The 16,728-nt window shown below is 66.1% G+C and carries 15 protein-coding genes; 7 read left to right on the top strand and 8 right to left on the bottom strand.

Annotated features, from left to right (window positions below; genetic code table 11):
- Nucleotides 1-162: 162 nt before the first annotated feature.
- From OG716_RS37745 to bluB, 4 genes are all read left to right on the top strand, one after another.
- Nucleotides 163-1,341 carry a ferredoxin reductase gene (locus OG716_RS37745; RefSeq protein WP_405135015.1) on the top strand — a complete coding sequence of 393 codons (1,179 nt, stop codon included), beginning with the start codon at nt 163-165 and terminating at the stop codon, nt 1,339-1,341.
- Nucleotides 1,342-1,549: 208 nt separating this feature from the next.
- A complete protein-coding gene (locus OG716_RS37740) occupies nt 1,550-2,959 on the top strand; it encodes a fatty acid desaturase family protein (RefSeq protein ID WP_405135014.1) in 1,410 nt (469 codons plus the stop codon).
- 95 nt (nt 2,960-3,054) lie between these two features.
- On the top strand, nt 3,055-4,302 hold the full coding sequence (locus tag OG716_RS37735; protein WP_355118934.1) for an acyl-CoA desaturase: 1,248 nt from the start codon (nt 3,055-3,057) through the stop codon (nt 4,300-4,302).
- 335 nt (nt 4,303-4,637) lie between these two features.
- The gene (gene bluB / locus OG716_RS37730) at nt 4,638-5,264 is read left to right on the top strand and encodes a 5,6-dimethylbenzimidazole synthase (protein WP_405140206.1); all 627 of its coding nucleotides are present in this window, start codon (nt 4,638-4,640) and stop codon (nt 5,262-5,264) included.
- Nucleotides 5,265-5,343: 79 nt separating this feature from the next.
- Here bluB and OG716_RS37725 read toward each other — a convergent pair whose 3' ends face one another.
- The 8 genes from OG716_RS37725 to OG716_RS37690 all read right to left on the bottom strand — a co-directional run bounded on the left by OG716_RS37725 (nt 5,344) and on the right by OG716_RS37690 (nt 14,529).
- Nucleotides 5,344-5,547 (bottom strand): hypothetical protein, encoded by a 204-nt coding sequence (locus OG716_RS37725; protein WP_405135013.1) that lies wholly within the window; start codon nt 5,545-5,547, stop codon nt 5,344-5,346.
- Between the two features lie 127 nt (nt 5,548-5,674).
- Nucleotides 5,675-6,967, bottom strand: a complete 1,293-nt coding sequence (locus tag OG716_RS37720; protein ID WP_405135012.1) for an acetyl-CoA C-acyltransferase — start codon at nt 6,965-6,967, stop codon at nt 5,675-5,677.
- Between the two features lie 244 nt (nt 6,968-7,211).
- Nucleotides 7,212-7,892 carry a ribosome hibernation-promoting factor, HPF/YfiA family gene (gene hpf, locus OG716_RS37715; protein ID WP_405140204.1) on the bottom strand — a complete coding sequence of 227 codons (681 nt, stop codon included), beginning with the start codon at nt 7,890-7,892 and terminating at the stop codon, nt 7,212-7,214.
- A gap of 232 nt (nt 7,893-8,124) precedes the next feature.
- Nucleotides 8,125-8,769 carry a ComF family protein gene (locus OG716_RS37710; RefSeq protein WP_405135011.1) on the bottom strand — a complete coding sequence of 215 codons (645 nt, stop codon included), beginning with the start codon at nt 8,767-8,769 and terminating at the stop codon, nt 8,125-8,127.
- A gap of 15 nt (nt 8,770-8,784) precedes the next feature.
- Entirely contained in the window at nt 8,785-10,695 is a 1,911-nt protein-coding gene (lpqB, locus tag OG716_RS37705; protein ID WP_405135010.1) for an MtrAB system accessory lipoprotein LpqB, read from the bottom strand.
- Between the two features lie 425 nt (nt 10,696-11,120).
- On the bottom strand, nt 11,121-13,085 hold the full coding sequence (gene mtrB / locus OG716_RS37700) for an MtrAB system histidine kinase MtrB (protein ID WP_405135009.1): 1,965 nt from the start codon (nt 13,083-13,085) through the stop codon (nt 11,121-11,123).
- Between the two features lie 41 nt (nt 13,086-13,126).
- Nucleotides 13,127-13,804: an MtrAB system response regulator MtrA gene (gene mtrA / locus OG716_RS37695; protein WP_029931579.1), complete on the bottom strand. Its 678-nt coding sequence runs from the start codon at nt 13,802-13,804 to the stop codon at nt 13,127-13,129.
- 77 nt (nt 13,805-13,881) lie between these two features.
- Nucleotides 13,882-14,529, bottom strand: coding sequence for a dTMP kinase (locus tag OG716_RS37690; protein WP_405135008.1), 648 nt, complete (start codon nt 14,527-14,529; stop codon nt 13,882-13,884).
- A gap of 107 nt (nt 14,530-14,636) precedes the next feature.
- Between OG716_RS37690 and OG716_RS37685 the strand changes: the two genes are divergently transcribed.
- The 3 genes from OG716_RS37685 to OG716_RS37675 all read left to right on the top strand — a co-directional run bounded on the left by OG716_RS37685 (nt 14,637) and on the right by OG716_RS37675 (nt 16,621).
- Nucleotides 14,637-15,740: a glycerophosphodiester phosphodiesterase gene (locus OG716_RS37685; RefSeq protein WP_405135007.1), complete on the top strand. Its 1,104-nt coding sequence runs from the start codon at nt 14,637-14,639 to the stop codon at nt 15,738-15,740.
- 71 nt (nt 15,741-15,811) lie between these two features.
- Nucleotides 15,812-16,081 (top strand): hypothetical protein, encoded by a 270-nt coding sequence (locus tag OG716_RS37680; RefSeq protein ID WP_405135006.1) that lies wholly within the window; start codon nt 15,812-15,814, stop codon nt 16,079-16,081.
- A gap of 210 nt (nt 16,082-16,291) precedes the next feature.
- Complete coding sequence (locus tag OG716_RS37675; RefSeq protein WP_405135005.1) at nt 16,292-16,621, top strand: hypothetical protein; 330 nt, start codon at nt 16,292-16,294, stop codon at nt 16,619-16,621.
- The last annotated feature ends 107 nt before the right edge of the window (nt 16,622-16,728 follow it).

Here is a 16,728-nt window from a genome sequence, read left to right as displayed (position 1 = left end):
GCCGTAACCTTGCTGTGACACCGTGCGACGAGCAACTACGGCAAGCCGCACGACGCGAGCACCGGGCAGCGACGAAGCTGCGCCACGGAGCCTGTGACCCTTCGCGGGTCGCGCATGAACACCCTGCGCCACGAGCGCACGACGAACAGGAACGTCCGGAAAATGGCATCGAAGACTGGGGGATTCTCCGTGCGGGGACTCCGGGAATGGCTGGAGGCGCCTGTCGCCGAAGGCGCGACCGCGGGACGCACCAAGCTGAACGCCCTGCGCGGCGCGGCGGCGCGGATCACCACTCCCCTGCTGCCGGACGATTATCTGCACCTGGTGAATCCGCTGTGGTCGGCGCGCGAACTGCGCGGCCGGATCGTGGCGGTGCGCAAGGAGACCTCGGATTCGGTCACGCTGGTGATCAAGCCGGGCTGGGGTTTCGACTTCAAATTCTCCCCGGGGCAGTACATCGGCATCGGCGTACTGGTCGAGGGCCGCTGGCACTGGCGGTCGTATTCGCTGACCTGCCCGCCGGATTGGACCGGGGGCGGGCTGGGGGACGAGTCACAGCACAAGGCCAAGCGGCTCATCTCCATTGCGGTCAAGGCCATGCCGGAGGGTTTCCTCTCCAGCCATCTGGTCAACGGCGTCGCGGTGGGCAGTGTGGTGCGCCTGGCCGCACCGCAGGGCGGCTTCGTCCTCCCCGAGCCGCCGCCGGCGAAGGTGCTGTTCCTGACCGCGGGTTCGGGCATCACCCCGGTGATGGCCATGCTGCGCACCATGGACCGGCGCGGTGTGGTCCCGGATGTGGTGCATGTGCACTCCTCGCGCACCGCCGATGACGTCATGTTCGGCAATGAACTGCGCGAATTGCACGACAGGCACCCGAGTTTCACCGCCGATCTGCACTTCACCGGAGAGCACGGCAAGTTCGCACTGGCCGAGCTGGACGAGCGGGTGCCGGACTGGCGCGAGCGCGACACCTGGGCCTGCGGCCCGATCGGCATGCTCGACGAGATCGAAAAGCATTGGGCGGCGGCCGGAATCCTCGATCAGCTGCATGTGGAGCGCTTCGAGATCGAGCGCTCGGCCACCGGCGAGGGCGGCACCGTCACCTTCGCGCGCGGGGGCCGCAGCCTCGAGGTCGACGGGGCCACCACGCTGTTGCAGGCCGGCGAAAGTGCGGGCGTGCAGATGCCTTTCGGCTGCCGAATGGGCATTTGCCAGACCTGTGTGGTCACCGTCACAGAGGGTCACGTACGCGATCTTCGCAACGGCAATGAGCGCCGTGCGGGCGACAAAGTGCAGACCTGTATCTCGGCGGCCGCAGGCGATTGCACCCTCGATGTATGACGCACGCATCGTGTGAGACGTGATCGCTCGACAACAGCTACCCTCGACAACAGGCCCTCTTCTGACGCACCCCCCTCTGTTCGCGGCCCGTCTCGTTCTGGACTGAGCGGAGCGAAGCGGAGGAGCGGAGGGAGGGAAGAACGAGACTCCCGGGGCCGCGAACTCGCCCGGAGCGCAGCGCAGGGCAATTAGACACGGAGGATCGCCGGTGGCAATCACCGACATCAAGGCGTTCGCCCATCTCACCGAGGCGGATATCGAGACCCTGGGTCAGGAGCTCGACACCATTCGACGCGACGTGGAGCTGTCCCTCGGGGAACGCGACGCGAAGTACATTCGCCGCGTGATCCGCGCCCAGCGCTTGCTGGAGGCGGCGGGGCGCGCCACGCTGTTCGGCAGCCGCAATCGCTGGGCCTGGCTCGCGGGCACCGGTCTGCTCTCGGTCGCCAAGATCATCGAGAACATGGAACTCGGGCACAACATCAGCCACGGGCAATGGGATTGGATGAACGATCCGGAGATCCACTCCACCAGTTGGGAGTGGGATATGACGGGTGCGTCGTCCCAGTGGAAGCGGGCGCACAACTACTCGCACCACACCTATACCAACATCCTCGATATGGACGAGGATCTGGGTTTCGGCATTCTGCGCATGACGCGCGACGAAGAATGGAAGCCGATCAATCTCGCTCAGCCCGTGGCGAATCTGGTGCTGGCGGCATTGTTCGAGTGGGGCATCGCGCTGCATGATCTGGATGCCGCCAAGAAGCAGTTGGGGATTCCGGAGGACCAATGGTTCTCCGCGCCGACCAAGGACTTCATGCGCAAGGCCGGCAAGCAGGTCGTCAAGGATTTCGTGATCTACCCGGCGCTCACCGGTCCGGCCTGGAAGTCGACGCTGAAGGCGAATGCCACCGCCAACCTGATTCGCAATCTGTGGGCGTACGCGGTGATCTTCTGCGGCCACTTCCCGGACGGCGCACAGAAATTCACCGAAGAGCAGTTCGAGAACGAAACGCAGGGCGAGTGGTACCTGCGGCAGATGCTGGGCAGCGCCAATTTCGAGGCGGGCCCGGCCATGGCGCTGATGAGCGGCAATCTCAGCTTCCAGATCGAGCATCACCTGTTCCCGGACCTTCCGAGCAATCGGTACGCCCAGGTGTCGGTGAAGGTGAAGGAGCTGTGCGATAAGTACGACCTGCCGTACACCACCGGATCGATCGGTAAGCAATACCTGTTGGCGTTCCGCACGATTCACAAGCTGGCCCTGCCGGATCAATTCCTGAAGCGCACCTCCGACGATGCGCCGGAGACCTCTTCCGAACGCAAGTTCGCGGGCGTCACGCTACCCGCCATGCCGTCGCTGCCGGCCGGTAGTGAATGGCTGGCCGAGCACAATTGGGCGGGCGTGGACCCGGTGACGGGTGAGCGGCGCGGGCTGCGTTCGGCACTGCAGGAGGCGAAGGTGGCGCTCAAGGAGAAGGCCCTGCACGAGAAGGCCGTACTGCGTGAGGCCAAGGCCTCGCTCCAGGAAAAGGCAAGGCAGGAAAAGGATTTGCTGCAGACGAAGGCGGGCCGCGAGCGTCGGCTGTCGCGCATTCTGCGGCGCAGTCGCTAGCAGATGCACATGTCGAACGCAATGCGGCGTTCGACACGTTACGGATTCAACTGTTGGAAACCTACGGAGCCGTAACCTTCGGTACAGTAACTTGCATGGCGATCTCGGATGTCAAGGAATACGCACACCTCACCCCGGAGGATGTCGAGGCTATCGGCGCGGAGCTGGATGCCATCCGCCGCGAAATCGAATCTTCCCGGGGTGACAGCGATGCCCGCTACATCCGAAATGTGATTCGTTTACAGCGCGGCCTCGAAATCACCGGCCGCGGAGCGCTTTTCTTCAGCCTGTTCCCGCCCGCCTGGTTCGCGGGCGCGGCACTGCTCGGCACGGCCAAGATCATCGAGAATATGGAGATCGGCCACAACGTCATGCACGGGCAGTGGGACTGGATGAATGATCCGGAAATCCACTCCACCCAGTGGGAATGGGATAACGCCGGCCCGTCCGAGCACTGGAAGATCACGCACAACTTCCTGCACCACAAGTACACCAATGTGCTCGGTATGGACGACGATATCGGCTACGGCCTGCTGCGCGTCACCCGCGATCAGCGCTGGAGCCCGTTCTATCTCGGCCAGCCGCTGTACAACCTGCTGCTGCAGAGCTTCTTCGAATACGGCGTCGCCATCCAGCATTTGGAGCTCGGCAAGATCGCCAAGAAGAAGTGGGCCAAGGACAGCCCCGAATGGAAGCAGTTCGAAGCCGACCGCACCCTGGTGCTCAAGAAGATCGGTAAGCAGGCGGGCAAGGATTACCTGCTGTTCCCGCTGCTCACCGGTCCGGCCTTCTTCGGCACGCTGACCGCGAACCTGACCGCCAATGTGATCCGCAATGTGTGGACCAATGCGATCATCTTCTGCGGCCATTTCCCCGACGGCGCCGAGAAGTTCACCAAGGGCGATGTGCTCAATGAAACCCAGGGCGAGTGGTACCTGCGGCAGATGCTGGGCAGCGCCAATATCTCCGGCGGCAAGCTGCTGCACTTCATGAGCGGCAATCTCAGCCACCAGATCGAGCACCACCTGTTCCCGGATCTGCCGTCCAACCGGCTGAAGGACATCGCGGTGCGGGTGCGGGCCATGTGCGACAAGTACGACCTGCCGTACACCACCGGTTCGCTGCCGGTGCAGTACTTCAAGTCCTGGCGCACCATCATGAAGCTGTCGCTGCCGAACAAGTACCTGAGCCGCAGCACCGACGACGCTCCGGAAACCAAGTCGGAGAAGGTCTTCGGCGGCCAGGCCAGCATCGATCCGGCCACCGGCGCCCGCCGCGGTCTGCGCACCGCCCTCAAGGAGGGCCGTCGCCGCATCACCCGCCAGCCCGCCCTCGTCGGCTGAGCGACTGAACCACCCGAAGCGCCCCCGCTGATTCAGCGGGGGCGCTTCGGCGTACCGGGCAGCATCGAATTTCGAATTCGGAGTCGCCCCCCGTCATCCCGGCATGCTTCTGGCCGGGATCCACCGAAAACCGCTGGAGCGCACCCGGCATGGATCCCGGCCAGATGCGCGCCGGGATGACAGAGAGTGGCCGCGCTGGGATGACGGGGAGTGCGCTCGCCGGATGCCGGGAATCAACATCGCCTCGATAGGGCGGGCTGCCAGGCAGGGCCGCGGCGGGGCCTGGTTCACTGGACGCCGTGTGTGCTGAAGGCCCGATCGCCCCTGATGAATTTCTGAGCGTCTACGACGCCATCCGCCTGCGCCGCGATGTGCGCGCGGAGTTCACCGGAGAGGTCGTGGACGACACCACGTTGTTGCGCATTCTCGATGCCGCGCATCGGGCGCCCAGCGTCGGCAATTCGATGCCGTGGGATTTCATCGTCATTCGTGATCCGGCCACGCTGTCGAAGTTCGCCGATCATGTCGCCGGCAAGCGCCGCGAATTCCAGGACGCGCTGCCTTCGGACCGCTCCGAGACCTTCACTCCGATCAAGATCGAGGGCATTACCGAATCGGGCACCGGGATCGTGGTCACCCACAATCAGGCGCGCGGCGGCACCCATGTGCTGGGCCGGGCGACGGTCCCCGAAACCGGCATCTACTCCACCATTCTGGCGATCCAGAACCTCTGGCTGGCGGCCACCGCCGAGGGCGTCGGCGTCGGCTGGGTGAGCTTCTACGACACCCCCGTCCTGGCCGACCTGCTCGACCTCCCCGACCACATCAAACCGGTCGCCTGGCTCTGCGTCGGCCCCGTCGACGAATTCCAGCAGATCCCCGACCTTGAACGCTTCGGCTGGCGCACCCGCCGCCCCCTTGAAGACGCCATTCACTGGGAGCGCTTCACCTCTTCCGAATGACCGAAACCCCCACGCCGGCAATGGCATTCGGAGGTTTCGAGCGCGCGGCCGCGTGATCGCTACACCCGGCGGCCGAGTATCAGCGCGCGCCGGCGGCGTAGGCCGAGCCCGCGCCCACCGCGGCGCCGATGTCCGCGCCGGTACCGGCGGCGGCGCCCATGCTGCTCAAAGTCTGGACCGGGACGCCGGTCGTGGGATCACGCGGAATGTCGCTGACCGCAGCCGCGGATTGCGGCTGGTCGACGGCCGCTGCGCTCGCGGTGCCGGTGCCCGCGAGGATCACGCCGGCGGCGACGGGAAGAGCGATGACGCTGGTGTAGAGGGCCTTGCGGAGCGCCCCGGATCCGATATCGAAACGGCCGCCGCATGCTGATTCGCATGCAGCGGGCCGGAAAAACTGGATAGGGGGGCTAGACGCGCTCGAGGACTGCGGAGGCTCCGATGCCGCCTGCGGCGCAGATGCCGAGCAGGGCGGTGGACTTGCCGGTGCGGGCGAGTTCGTTGGCCATGGTGGTGACCATGCGGGCGCCGGTCGCGCCGAAGGGGTGGCCGAGGGAGACCGAGCCGCCGTGCACATTCAGAGTGGCGGGGTCGATGTCGCCTACGGCGGTGTCGCGGTCGAGGCGGGTCTTGGCCCAATCTGCACTGGCCAGGGCCGAGACGACGGACAGGGTCTGGGCGGCGAAGGCCTCGTGGATATCGACGAAATCGATGTCGGCCAGCGACAATCCGGCCTTGTCGAGGGCGCGGGGCATGGAGATGGCGGGGCCGATGAGGACCTGGTCCCGCGGGTCGACGCTGACAAAACTCCAGGAGCGGAAGGCCGCCAGGGGTTCGAAGCCGAGGGCGCGGGCCTTCTCCTCACTCATGAGCAGGACCGCCGAGCCGCCGTCGGTGAGCGGGCTGGCATTGCCGGCGGTGACGGTGCCGCCCTTGGCGAAAACCGGTGCGAGCGTGGACAGTTTCCCGACGCTGGTGCCGGGCCGCACCAGGCCGTCGCGATCGACGACCTTGCCCTCCGGGGTGGTCACCGAGAGCACTTCGCTGTCGAACCGCCCGGATTCGATGGCCGCGGCGGCGCGGTGATGCGAGCGGGCCGCGAACTCATCCTGTGCGGCACGCGAAATACCGTGGATGCGCGCCATTTTCTCGGCGGACTCACCCATGACCTCGCCGGTGGTCCGCTCCTCGATCTTCGGGCGGCGCGGCACCAGATCGATGAACGGCGCCAATTGCGCTGCGGCCGAGAGGTAGTCCTTCGCCTTCGGCTTACCCAGCGCCAGCGGCGCGGCGGCGTGCACGATCTTCTGCGGCAGCTTCACCTCGGCATTGCTGGTGGAGTCGCTGCCTCCGGCGATCATGATGTCGTATTCGCCGCGCTCGATGGCCGCGACGGCGGAGGTGATGGCCTGCAAACCGGACGCGCAGGCGCGAGTGACGGTGTAACCCTCACAGCCCGGGTCCAATTGGAGATCCAGCGCGATCTCACGCGCGATATTCGGTGCGCCACTGGGGAGAATCACCCCGCCCCACACGATGGCCTGCACCTCCCCCTTCGGCAGCCCGGTCCGCTCGAGCAGTCCGCGCACGGCGGTATCGGCGAGGTCGATGGAATCCATCCGCGTGTAATCACCGAACGCCCGCACGAACGGGGTCCGCACACCGGACACGATGACAGCACGGCGAGCACCTTTGGTAGCCACGGAAATTCCTTTCGAGAATGCCTGGCCACCAAACTTACCGTGAGGTAAGAAAGAAAGCGATACACGGTGTCTCAGGAACACCCACCGATCTCGGGCGTGAACGCAACCCACTGATCTCGGGAGATGAGGGTAACTCCGCTACCACCTCGAACCAGGCCACCTCACCGACCGGCGGCCCGGAACGATTCGTACGGGGCTCCCCACGACCGGCAAAAGTCGCGGGGAGGCGGAGCAGTATTGCCACTTATGCGAGACGGATGATGCCGTAGTCGAAGGCGTGGCGACGGTAGACGACCGACGGTCGGTCGGTCTCCTTGTCCTGGAACAGGAAGAAATCGTGACCGACGAGCTCCATCTGGTAGAGGGCGTCATCGATCGTCATGGGGATGGCGGGATGGGTCTTGGTGCGGACGACATGACCAGGTCCGGCGGTTTCGCCGTCCTGCTCCTCGGCCGCGTGATCATGTGCGCCGGATGACCCGTTCGGTGACATGAACAGCGAATCGTCGATCAGGCCGGCCGTCGCTTCGGACACCGAGATCGGTGTCTTGTCCCCATGATGTACGCGACGACGGTCCTTGAGCCGGCGCAACCGGCTCTCCAGCCGCTCCACCGCCAGTTCCAAGGCGGCGTAGAAGCTGTCCGCGCAGGCTTCGGCCCGGACGACCGGACCCTTGCCGCGAGCGGTGATCTCGATCCGCTGGCAGTTCTTGCGTTGACGACGGTTGCGTTCGTGCGTGAGTTCCACGTCGAACAGATAGATGGTGGGATCGAAGCGCTCCAGGCGAGAAAGCTTCTCCGACACGTGGTTTCGGAAATGTTCTGGAACGCCACCCTCGCCGAGGGTTCGTCCCTTGACCACGATTTCCGCCGCCTGGCCTAGCACGGTGGATTGATCGTCGGGGATGAATTCATCATCCAGCAGCACCGAGGTGTCTGCAGACTTCGCTGAAGGTCGTGAAGAAGTCGTCACGCGTACCTCCCGGATCTGGCCGCACAAACCGCTCGTGCGGCGGGATTGAAACGTGTGCCGATCGAAGAGATCGCTCGGCACTGATGTCCGAGGCGCCACCTCCAAACTCTTAGTCCGGGTGTCTGGAAACCGACGCTAATACGCCAGCGACCTGTCCGCCAGTGTTCACGCAAATTTCGAAGAATCAAGCGTGGCACGTAACCAGCGCGGCACGAACCGTCACTCGGGCACCGCGTAGCGCACGCACCGATTCGCACACCGTCGCCCCCGTGGTCAACACGTCATCAATAAGGACTACCTCGGCATTTGCCGGAAACAGGGCGGGTTCCGGGCAGCCCGGGGCCACGATGATCCGGCCGTGCAGATTGTGCTGGCGGTCGCTCCTGCCCAGACCCACCGAATCGCGCACACCAGGGCGCATGGCCAGTATTCGAACCAGCCGGCAATCGGGCAGCCAACTCGCCGCGACGCGCGCGGCACGCACTACCGGATCACCGCCGCGACGTCGCGCCGCCACTCTACGGCTGGGTGCGGGAACCAGAATCAGCGGCCGCGTGCCGTCCCGCAAATGATCCAGCCCCCTGGCCAGTGCCACCCCTATCGAGGGCGCCAGATCGGCGCGTCGCTGTTCCTTGGCGGCCAGCACCGCGCGCCGCGGCGCGCCCCGGTAGGGCGCGAGCGCCCAGCACGGCACCCCGGGATCGGCGCGCGGGCGCAGCCGAATCGGCGGACCGGACAGCGCATCGGCACAGTCGGCACACCAGCTGGTTCCGCTCACTCCGCATCCGCCGCAGACGCGCGGCAGGATCAGATCCAGCAGCTCCCCCATCGATCCAGTGTGCGCCTAGCCCGGCAGCACCGGCACCGCATTGCTCCCGAGACCGGGAACTTCGCGCCAGTAGTATTCGCCGCCTTCGGGATTGCGGGTCAGTTCCAGGACCGCGCGGGAGTCGGCGATGTACTCGTGGTCCGGCGAAACGCTGACGACCCGGACCGGCGGAGTGAGGTTCTGCGTGCTCTGCGGCTGGAAGCCGGAGCCGTCCACCAGGACGCCCGCAACAGGGTCCACATTGCCCTCTCGCGTGACAATGACACGCTCATCGCTCTGCCAGTCCACCGACACCGCGGCGGTGCTCAGACCGACCGCCAGGGGCAGTGGCGAGCTCAGTGAGAACTTGCCGCTGCCACCGGCCTGCGGGGCCACGACCACCACGTACACCTTGCCGTTGGCGATCAGTGCCGCCCGCGCTCCGGACGGTGAGATGCGCAGTTCGGTGATCGGCCCGCGCGGTGGCTGGGCGGAGTTCGAACTCGAATTGGCCGCCGCCGCCTGCAATTCGGAGATGTCCACATCCTGCACCGACACATTGCCGGTGCTGCGGTCGTGCACCGCCCGGATCACCCGGTCCCCGTCGACCACCGCCCACGCGGAGGTGCCGTCGGCGGGCCAGGACGGGCGGGTGAAGGTGCCGCCGGTGGCGACCGGGAAGCCCTGGCCGTCATAGGTGCCGATGATGAGCGTGCGCTCCGGCTCCGGCGCGGGACGGCCCGAGTTGGCGACCGCGGCGACCAGTTGCCCGTCCGGCGACAGCGCCACCGATTGCAGGGTGTGGGTGCTGCCGAAGAAGCCCGGGGCCGCGGTGATGCCGCTGTCGGTGACGGCCACCAGTGAGCCGTCGCGCACCGCGTGCAGTCCTGCCTTGTTCTGCGCGATGGCATCCGGGCTCATGGCTTCCACGTCGGACCGGTTCCAGCCGGTGGCGGCGTAGCGGTCGTCGAGCGGTTTGCCGTCGGCCAGCAGCATGTACGGTCCGAGGATTTCGGCGCCGGCGAGGGTGAGCACCACCTGGGTTGCCAAGAGCTCCTTGGCCTTCGGATCCAGTGCGGAGGCTCCCGCGAAGTCGATCTGGACGCCGCCCGCGCCGACGCCGACATTGTCGGTCTCGCCATTGGCCTTGGTGATCGGCCCGCGCAGCGTCACCCCGCCGGAGAGCGGATTGCGCACAGCGGAGGCCAGCGCCTGCTGGGTGCCCTCGCCGAGCAGGCCCAGTAGTCGTTGCGGCAGTTGATCCTTGCGCGCGGAGATCCAGCGCAGATCGGGGACCATGGCCATACCGGCCAGGTTGGGGAAGAACAGCGAATACCGCTTGTAGGACTTGGCGAACGCGGTCTGTTCGATGAGGACGCCGGCCGGCAGATCGTCGACCCGCCATTCACCGTCGACCTTCACCATTTCGACCTTGTTCTCCAGGGTGCCGTCGCTGGCGCGGTAGGCGCCGTCGGCGGCGAGCTCGCCGATCTTGCGAGCCCGGATCACGTAGGTCGCGGTATCGGCGGTGCGCGATTCCCGCAGCGTGTCCGGGCGATCGACGATGGTGGTGCCCGCCGCGTCGTCCCAGCGCACATTGGCGGCGGGCGAAAGGTACTGCCGCGCGGTCTGATGGCGATTGGTGGGATCAGAGGTCGCCTGCAGGAAATCGCGCAGCAGCTGATCCGGTTCGCGACCCGAAATGGGCGGCGTCGGACCGGAACTGCTGGGCTGATGGTCCAGCGTGCCCAATGCCTGCGGCGCCGACGAATCGGGGAGATTCGCACATGCCGTGAGGCCGACAAGACAGCCGAGAACCACGATCGCCCGGGCCAGCAGTCCCGCCTCTCCGAACCTTCTGCCGGACGTCGGGCGCGGCGAGACTCTCGTCGCGGACCGGCGGCTCGGAATCGGGCCCAGTCGTGAGGCGGCTGGGGAGTTACCCACATCTCGCGAAATCAGTGGGTACTCCTCCGCCTCTCCGAACCTTCTGCCGGACGTCGGGCGCGGCGAGACCACCGCCGCGGACCGGCGGCTCGGAATCAGGCCCAGTCGTGAGGCGGCTGGGGAGTTACCCACATCTCGCGAAATCAGTGGGTACTCCTCCGCCTCTCCGAGCCTTCTGCCGGACGTCGAGCGCGGCGAGACCACCGCCGCGGACCGGCGGCTCAGAATCAGGCCCAGTCGTGAGGCGGCTGGGGAGTTACCCACATCTCGCGAAATCAGTGGGTACTCCTCCGCCTCTCCGAACCTTTTGCCGGACGTCGGGCGCGGCGAGACCACCGCCGCGGACCGGCGGTTCGGAATCAGGCCCAGTCGTGAGGCGGCTGGGGAGTTACCCACATCTCGCGAAATCAGTGGGTTCCGTTTCCTCACGACCCTCCGTCCTGTGAATCGGTGCGCGCGGTGTGATCGGGATCTTCGGGATTCTCGGAATCCGGTGTGCTGGGCTCGGATTCGGAGGGCTGGGGATCCACGGTCGCCGACTTGTGACGGCCGGTGGGGGGATCCGCGACCGCGAGCTCGTACTCCGTGACGCCTGCGGGCGGATCGGCTACGGCCAGTTCGTACTCCGTCACGCCCGCGGGCGGGTCCGCGACGGCCAGTTCGTACTCCGTCACGCCCGCGGGCGGGTCCGCGACGGCGAGCTCGTACTCCGTCACCGCGGCAGGGGGTTCCGCGACGGCGAGTTCGTATTCGGCGGGGAGGGGATCGATTTCGGGCGTGCCGGAGTCGACGGTGCCGATATCGAGGGCGAGCTGTTCGGCGGTGACGCCGCCGCGAGTCTTGGGCGGTTCCAGGGGCAGTGGGCTCTGGCCGAGTTTGCGGGTGCGCACCAGCGGCAGGGTCAGCCGGAAGCTGGCGCCGACGCCGATCTCGCCCCAGGCCTCGAGTTTGCCCTCGTGCAGGTTCGCGTCCTCGACGCTGATGGACAGGCCCAAACCCGTTCCGCCGCTGCGCCGCATGCGCGAGGGGTCCGAACGCCAGAACCGGTTGAAGACCAGTTTCTCTTCACCGGGCCGCAGGCCCACACCCTGATCGCGCACGATGATGGCGACGGCATTGGCATCGGTGTCGCCGCGCATGCGCATGAGGACCGGTTTGCCCTCGCTGTGGTCGATGGCATTGGCGAGCAGATTGCGCAGCACCCGCTCGACGCGGCGCGGATCCACCTCGGCGACAAGGGGTTCCTCGGGCATATCGACTACCAGCTCGACGCCGGACTCCTTGGCCAGATGGCGCACGGTGGATACGGCCGCCCGCGCGCACATGCGCACATCGAGCGATTCCACCTGCAGCTCGGCCACACCCGCGTCGTGGCGGCTGATCTCGAGCAGATCGTTGAGCAGTCCCTCGAAGCGGTCGAGTTCGTTCACCAGCAGTTCGGCCGAGCGCGCCAGCGCCGGATCCAGGTCGTCGCTGGAACCGTGAATGAGATCGGCGGCCATGCGGACCGTGGTCAACGGCGTGCGCAGCTCATGGCTGACGTCGGAGGTGAAGCGGCGCTGCAGATTTCCGAACTCTTCGAGTTGGGTGATCTGGTTGGACAGACTCTCGGCCATCTCATTGAACGACATGGCCAGCCTGGCCATGTCGTCCTCACCGCGCACCAGCATGCGCTCTTTGAGTCGTCCGTCGGCGAAGCGCGAGGCGATGCGCGCCGCGGATCGAATGGGCAGCACCACCTGCCGGGTCACCAGGGCGGTGATGGCGGCGAGCAGCACCAGCAGCACGATGCCGCCGATGAGCATGGTGCCGCGCATAAGTCCCAGCGAGCGTTGCTCATTGGTGAGCGGGAAGATCAGATAGATCTCGAGCGTGGGTATGTCGGCGGCAGGGCTGCCGATGATCAGCGCCGAGCCGCGATAGCCGTCCGGATCGGACACCGTCGCGAACTGGTAGCTGACCTGGCGCTCCTGCACGAAATGCCGCAGCTCCGGCGGGATTTCCTGGATCGGCCCGGCATTGAGCTCGGATTGAGAGTCGCCGACCATGGCCAGCGCGGAGTCGTAACTGCCCGCGGCGCCGCCGGATTGGGAGCCGCCGCCCCCGGCCAGGGCGCGGCGGGCATCCTCCAGTCGAGCCAGCTGGGTGCTGGAATCGTGCACGCCCGTCAAGGTGGCCTGCACCGTATTACGGGCACGGCCCATCTCCTCGACGGCCGCATTGATCTTCGCGTCCAGGAGCCTGTCGGTGATCTGCGATGTGAGCACGACTCCGAGAATCGTGATCACGATCAACGACAGGGTCAGGGTGGACACGACAACGCGCAGTTGCAGAGAACCACGCCAGACGTGGCCCAGTCGCTCACCTACGGAGCGAAACCAGGCCACCATCACTGCCAGCGACCGCTGAAGGCGGTTTCTGGAGCCAGCGATCACGGCGGTCCGGCCTTGTAACCCACCCCGCGCACGGTGAGCACGATCTCCGGGTTCTCGGGATCCTTCTCCACCTTGGCGCGCAACCGCTGTACGTGCACATTGACCAGGCGGGTATCGGCGGCATGCCGGTAGCCCCAGACCTGTTCGAGGAGCACCTCACGGGTGAACACCTGGCGCGGCTTGCGAGCAAGTGCGACCAGCAGATCGAATTCCAAGGGAGTCAGCGAGATCTGCTGACCGCCGCGGGTCACCTTGTGCGCCGGCACGTCGATGACGATGTCCGCGATGGACAGCAATTCCTGTGGCTCTTCCTCGGTGCGGCGCAGGCGGGCCCGCACACGAGCAACGAGTTCTTTCGGCTTGAACGGCTTGACGATGTAATCGTCGGCGCCAGACTCCAACCCCAGGACGACGTCGACCGTATCGGTCTTCGCCGTCAGCATTACGATGGGCACTCCCGAATCGGCTCGCAGCACCCGGCAGACATCGATACCGTTCATGCCGGGCAGCATGAGATCCAGCAACACGAGATCCGGGCGCAGCTCCCGGACCGCGGTCAGCGCCTGCGTGCCGTCACCGACGACGTGAGGGTCGAATCCCTCACCCCGCAAGACGATCGTGAGCATCTCAGCGAGAGCCATATCGTCGTCGACGACCAGAATCTTGGGCTTCATAAGACTATGTTGTCACCTCTCCGGCTCCAATCAGGCCGCCACGCCAACACTCGTGACCTGTCGGCGCACATCCAACCCTATCCAGCAACGTATTCCGCGAGCCGCGCGGCAAGTGTTGCCGGATCGTCATCGCTCCGATGTACCCACCACGGTCCGTGCCAGTTGATTTCGGCTAGCTCACGGTAGACGGTTCCGGTGCGGCTTTGCAGACCGCCGTCTTTTTCGTACGCATCGAGTGCGCGAGACGAATCCGATTCGCCGCGCAGCCGGGCGCGTTCCTCCGCCACAGCAACTGGGACATCCAGGAGGATCTGCACATTTGGGACAGGCAGTTCGAAGCGGGCGAACTCCAATTCGGCTATCCAGGCCACGATTTCGCCGTGCGCATCCTGATGCAGCCGGGCCGCGGAGTAGGCGGCATTGGAGGCGACGTAGCGGTCCAATAGCACGATGTCGTTGTCCGCCAGCAATTTCGAGAGTTCGTCGCGGGCATCGGCCCGATCCAGTGCGAACAGCAGCGCCATGGCATTCACCGAGGCGGCCACATCGCCGTGCCCGCCGCGCAACGCCTCGGCGGCCAGATCCGCGTGCACGGAGACGCCGTAGCGCGGGAAGGCCAGGGTGGCGATGCGCAGGCCGCGGGCGCGCAAATCGGCGACGACGGCATCGGTCAGCGTGCGTTTACCCGCACCGTCGAGCCCTTCCACCGGAATCAGCGCACCCATGGTCGCGAGAGTACCGAATGCCCGCGGGTGCGGGCTCGGCCGGTGAGTGCGGCGCCACTCGATTCACCCAATTCGCATTAACCGAATGATTGCTATGCTCCGCGGCCATGACCTTCTTCGCACCGAGTTCGAAGCACGTCAGAAGGACTATCGCGGTCGCGGGAGTGGCGATTGCCGCCCTCGGATCGACCGCCTGCAGCAGTAATTCCGATACCGGCGACTCCACCTCGACGAGCGCGGGCCCGCATGCCGATGTGAAGCGCGCCTTCGATCTGCAGGCCCATCGCGGCGGCCGCGGATTGACCGCCGAGGAATCGCTGCCCGGGTTCGCCAAGTCCATCGAACTGGGCGTTTCCACCCTCGAACTCGATATCGTGCTGACGAAGGATCTGGTCCCGCTGGTCTGGCACGATCCGAAGATACTGCCGGAGAAGTGCACCGACACCGCACCCGCCTTTCCGGACGATCCGCGGTACCCGTACGTCGGCAAGGTGGTGCACGATCTGACCTTCGCCCAGCTGCACACCCTCGACTGCGGTAAGAAACTGGCGGATTTCCCCGAGGCGCAGGAACTTCCGGGCAACAAGATCGCCGAGCTGCCGGAGGTCTTCGATCTGGTGAAGAGCTATCCCGGCGCCTTCGGCACCCTGCGCTACAACATCGAGACCAAGATCGAGGCCGAGCACCCCGAACAGTCCGCCACGCCAGACGAATTCGTCGATGTCATTCTCGGCGCGATCCAGACGGCCGGGGCCACCGACAAGGTCGAGATCCAGAGCTTCGACTGGCGCAGCCTGCCCATCGTGAAGGCGAAGAATCCCACCATTCCGACCGTCGCCCTCTATGACGATTCCACCTTCAAGCCGGACAGCATGTGGCTCAGCCCGATTCGCTACCGGGATCACGCCGACGACCCGCTGTCCGCGATCAAGGCCCTCGGCGCGGACATCTCCTCCCCCAGCTACGTCAGCCCGTGGAACAGCGGGGCCAAAGCCGGCGACGCGGGCTTCACCCTGACAACCTCCGAGACCTATGTGGCCCGCGCGCACGCCCTCGGCATCAAGGTGGTCCCGTGGACGGTCAATGACACGCAGACCATCGCCCTGGTGCTCGATCAGGGCGTGGACGGCATCATCACCGACTATCCGGACCGGGCGCGTGAGGTCATGACCGAGAAGGGCTATCCGCTGCCTGTTTCGTTCCATAAGTGACGAAAACTGAAACAGGCATGATTCATCTCTTGTAGGGTCCGACGCACTGTCACCTGCAAGGAGCACACCTGATGAAAAACCCCCTCGCCCACGCCATCCCGCGCGCAGCCGTCGGCGCCTTCGCCATCACCGCCGCGATCGCCGCGGCCGGCACCGCCACCGCCGCCCCGGTCACCGTGGAGCCCGCCGCCCCCGTCGCCTCGCCCGCCGATTCCGGCTCCGGCGGCTCGGGTTCCAGCAATGTCGGCGGCACCGGATCGAGCGCGAGCGAGCTGATCAACGCGGCCCTGTGCACCCTCAAGGGCGGCAAGTGGGTCCCCCTGATCGACATCTGCCTCTAACAGTCCGATAGCGGTAAGCCCCACCGCTACTCCGGCCGCCGATCGCGCACCGCGCTCGGCGGCCTTTGCGATCCCCCGGCTGCTCCTGACACCCGGCGACACAGCCCGCCCGGCGCGCGAGCGCCCGCGAAATTGGGGGCGCAATTTGAAGTACTCGCGCCTCACAAAACTGTACAGTGCGACGCACCACTCCCCCTGCAAGGAGAGCACATGTCGAAAACCACTGTCACGCAGTATTTCTCCCGAATAGCCATCGCCGGATTCGCGCTGGCCGCCCTGTCCGGCGGTACCGCCCAGGCCGCGCCGCTCACTCTCCAACCGGCCGAGCCCGCAGCCCCCATCACGACCACCACCGATCCCGGTACCGGCTCGTCCTCCGGATCGCTGAGCCTCGGGCCGGGCACCACCGCCCAGGTCTCCGGGCAACCCGCGATGATCACGGTCTGCCCGGGCTTGTCCCTGCCCGCCACCGGGTCGCTCGGTGCGATACCCGGCAGCGCCGGGACCAGTCCCTGTCCCGGGCTTCCTGTTCCGCTCTAGCCGTGGCCGGAAAGCGGCGTAGTCGAAAAGCGCCGTAGTTCGAAAAGCACTGTCCCGCCGGTCCGTACGGACCGGCGGGACAGGTGTTCACGAGACCTGTACGGGCT

This window comes from Nocardia sp. NBC_01388 (genome assembly GCF_045040085.1).
Classification (GTDB): Bacteria; Actinomycetota; Actinomycetes; order Mycobacteriales; family Mycobacteriaceae; genus Nocardia.
The sequence above is the reverse complement of the archived record's forward strand: the minus strand, read 5'-3'. Positions and strand labels throughout refer to the sequence as shown.

Excerpts from the sequence above, each read along its gene's own strand:
- OG716_RS37745 (WP_405135015.1), top strand. The coding sequence starts at position 163 with ATGGCATCGAAGACTGGGGGATTCTCCGTGCGGGGACTCCGGGAATGG.
- OG716_RS37735 (WP_355118934.1), top strand. The coding sequence starts at position 3,055 with ATGGCGATCTCGGATGTCAAGGAATACGCACACCTCACCCCGGAGGAT.
- OG716_RS37710 (WP_405135011.1), bottom strand. The coding sequence starts at position 8,769 with ATGGGGGAGCTGCTGGATCTGATCCTGCCGCGCGTCTGCGGCGGATGC.
- mtrB (WP_405135009.1), bottom strand. The coding sequence starts at position 13,085 with ATGGTGGCCTGGTTTCGCTCCGTAGGTGAGCGACTGGGCCACGTCTGG.
- mtrA (WP_029931579.1), bottom strand. The coding sequence starts at position 13,804 with ATGAAGCCCAAGATTCTGGTCGTCGACGACGATATGGCTCTCGCTGAG.
- OG716_RS37690 (WP_405135008.1), bottom strand. The coding sequence starts at position 14,529 with ATGGGTGCGCTGATTCCGGTGGAAGGGCTCGACGGTGCGGGTAAACGC.
- OG716_RS37685 (WP_405135007.1), top strand. The coding sequence starts at position 14,637 with ATGACCTTCTTCGCACCGAGTTCGAAGCACGTCAGAAGGACTATCGCG.
- OG716_RS37680 (WP_405135006.1), top strand. The coding sequence starts at position 15,812 with ATGAAAAACCCCCTCGCCCACGCCATCCCGCGCGCAGCCGTCGGCGCC.
- OG716_RS37675 (WP_405135005.1), top strand. The coding sequence starts at position 16,292 with ATGTCGAAAACCACTGTCACGCAGTATTTCTCCCGAATAGCCATCGCC.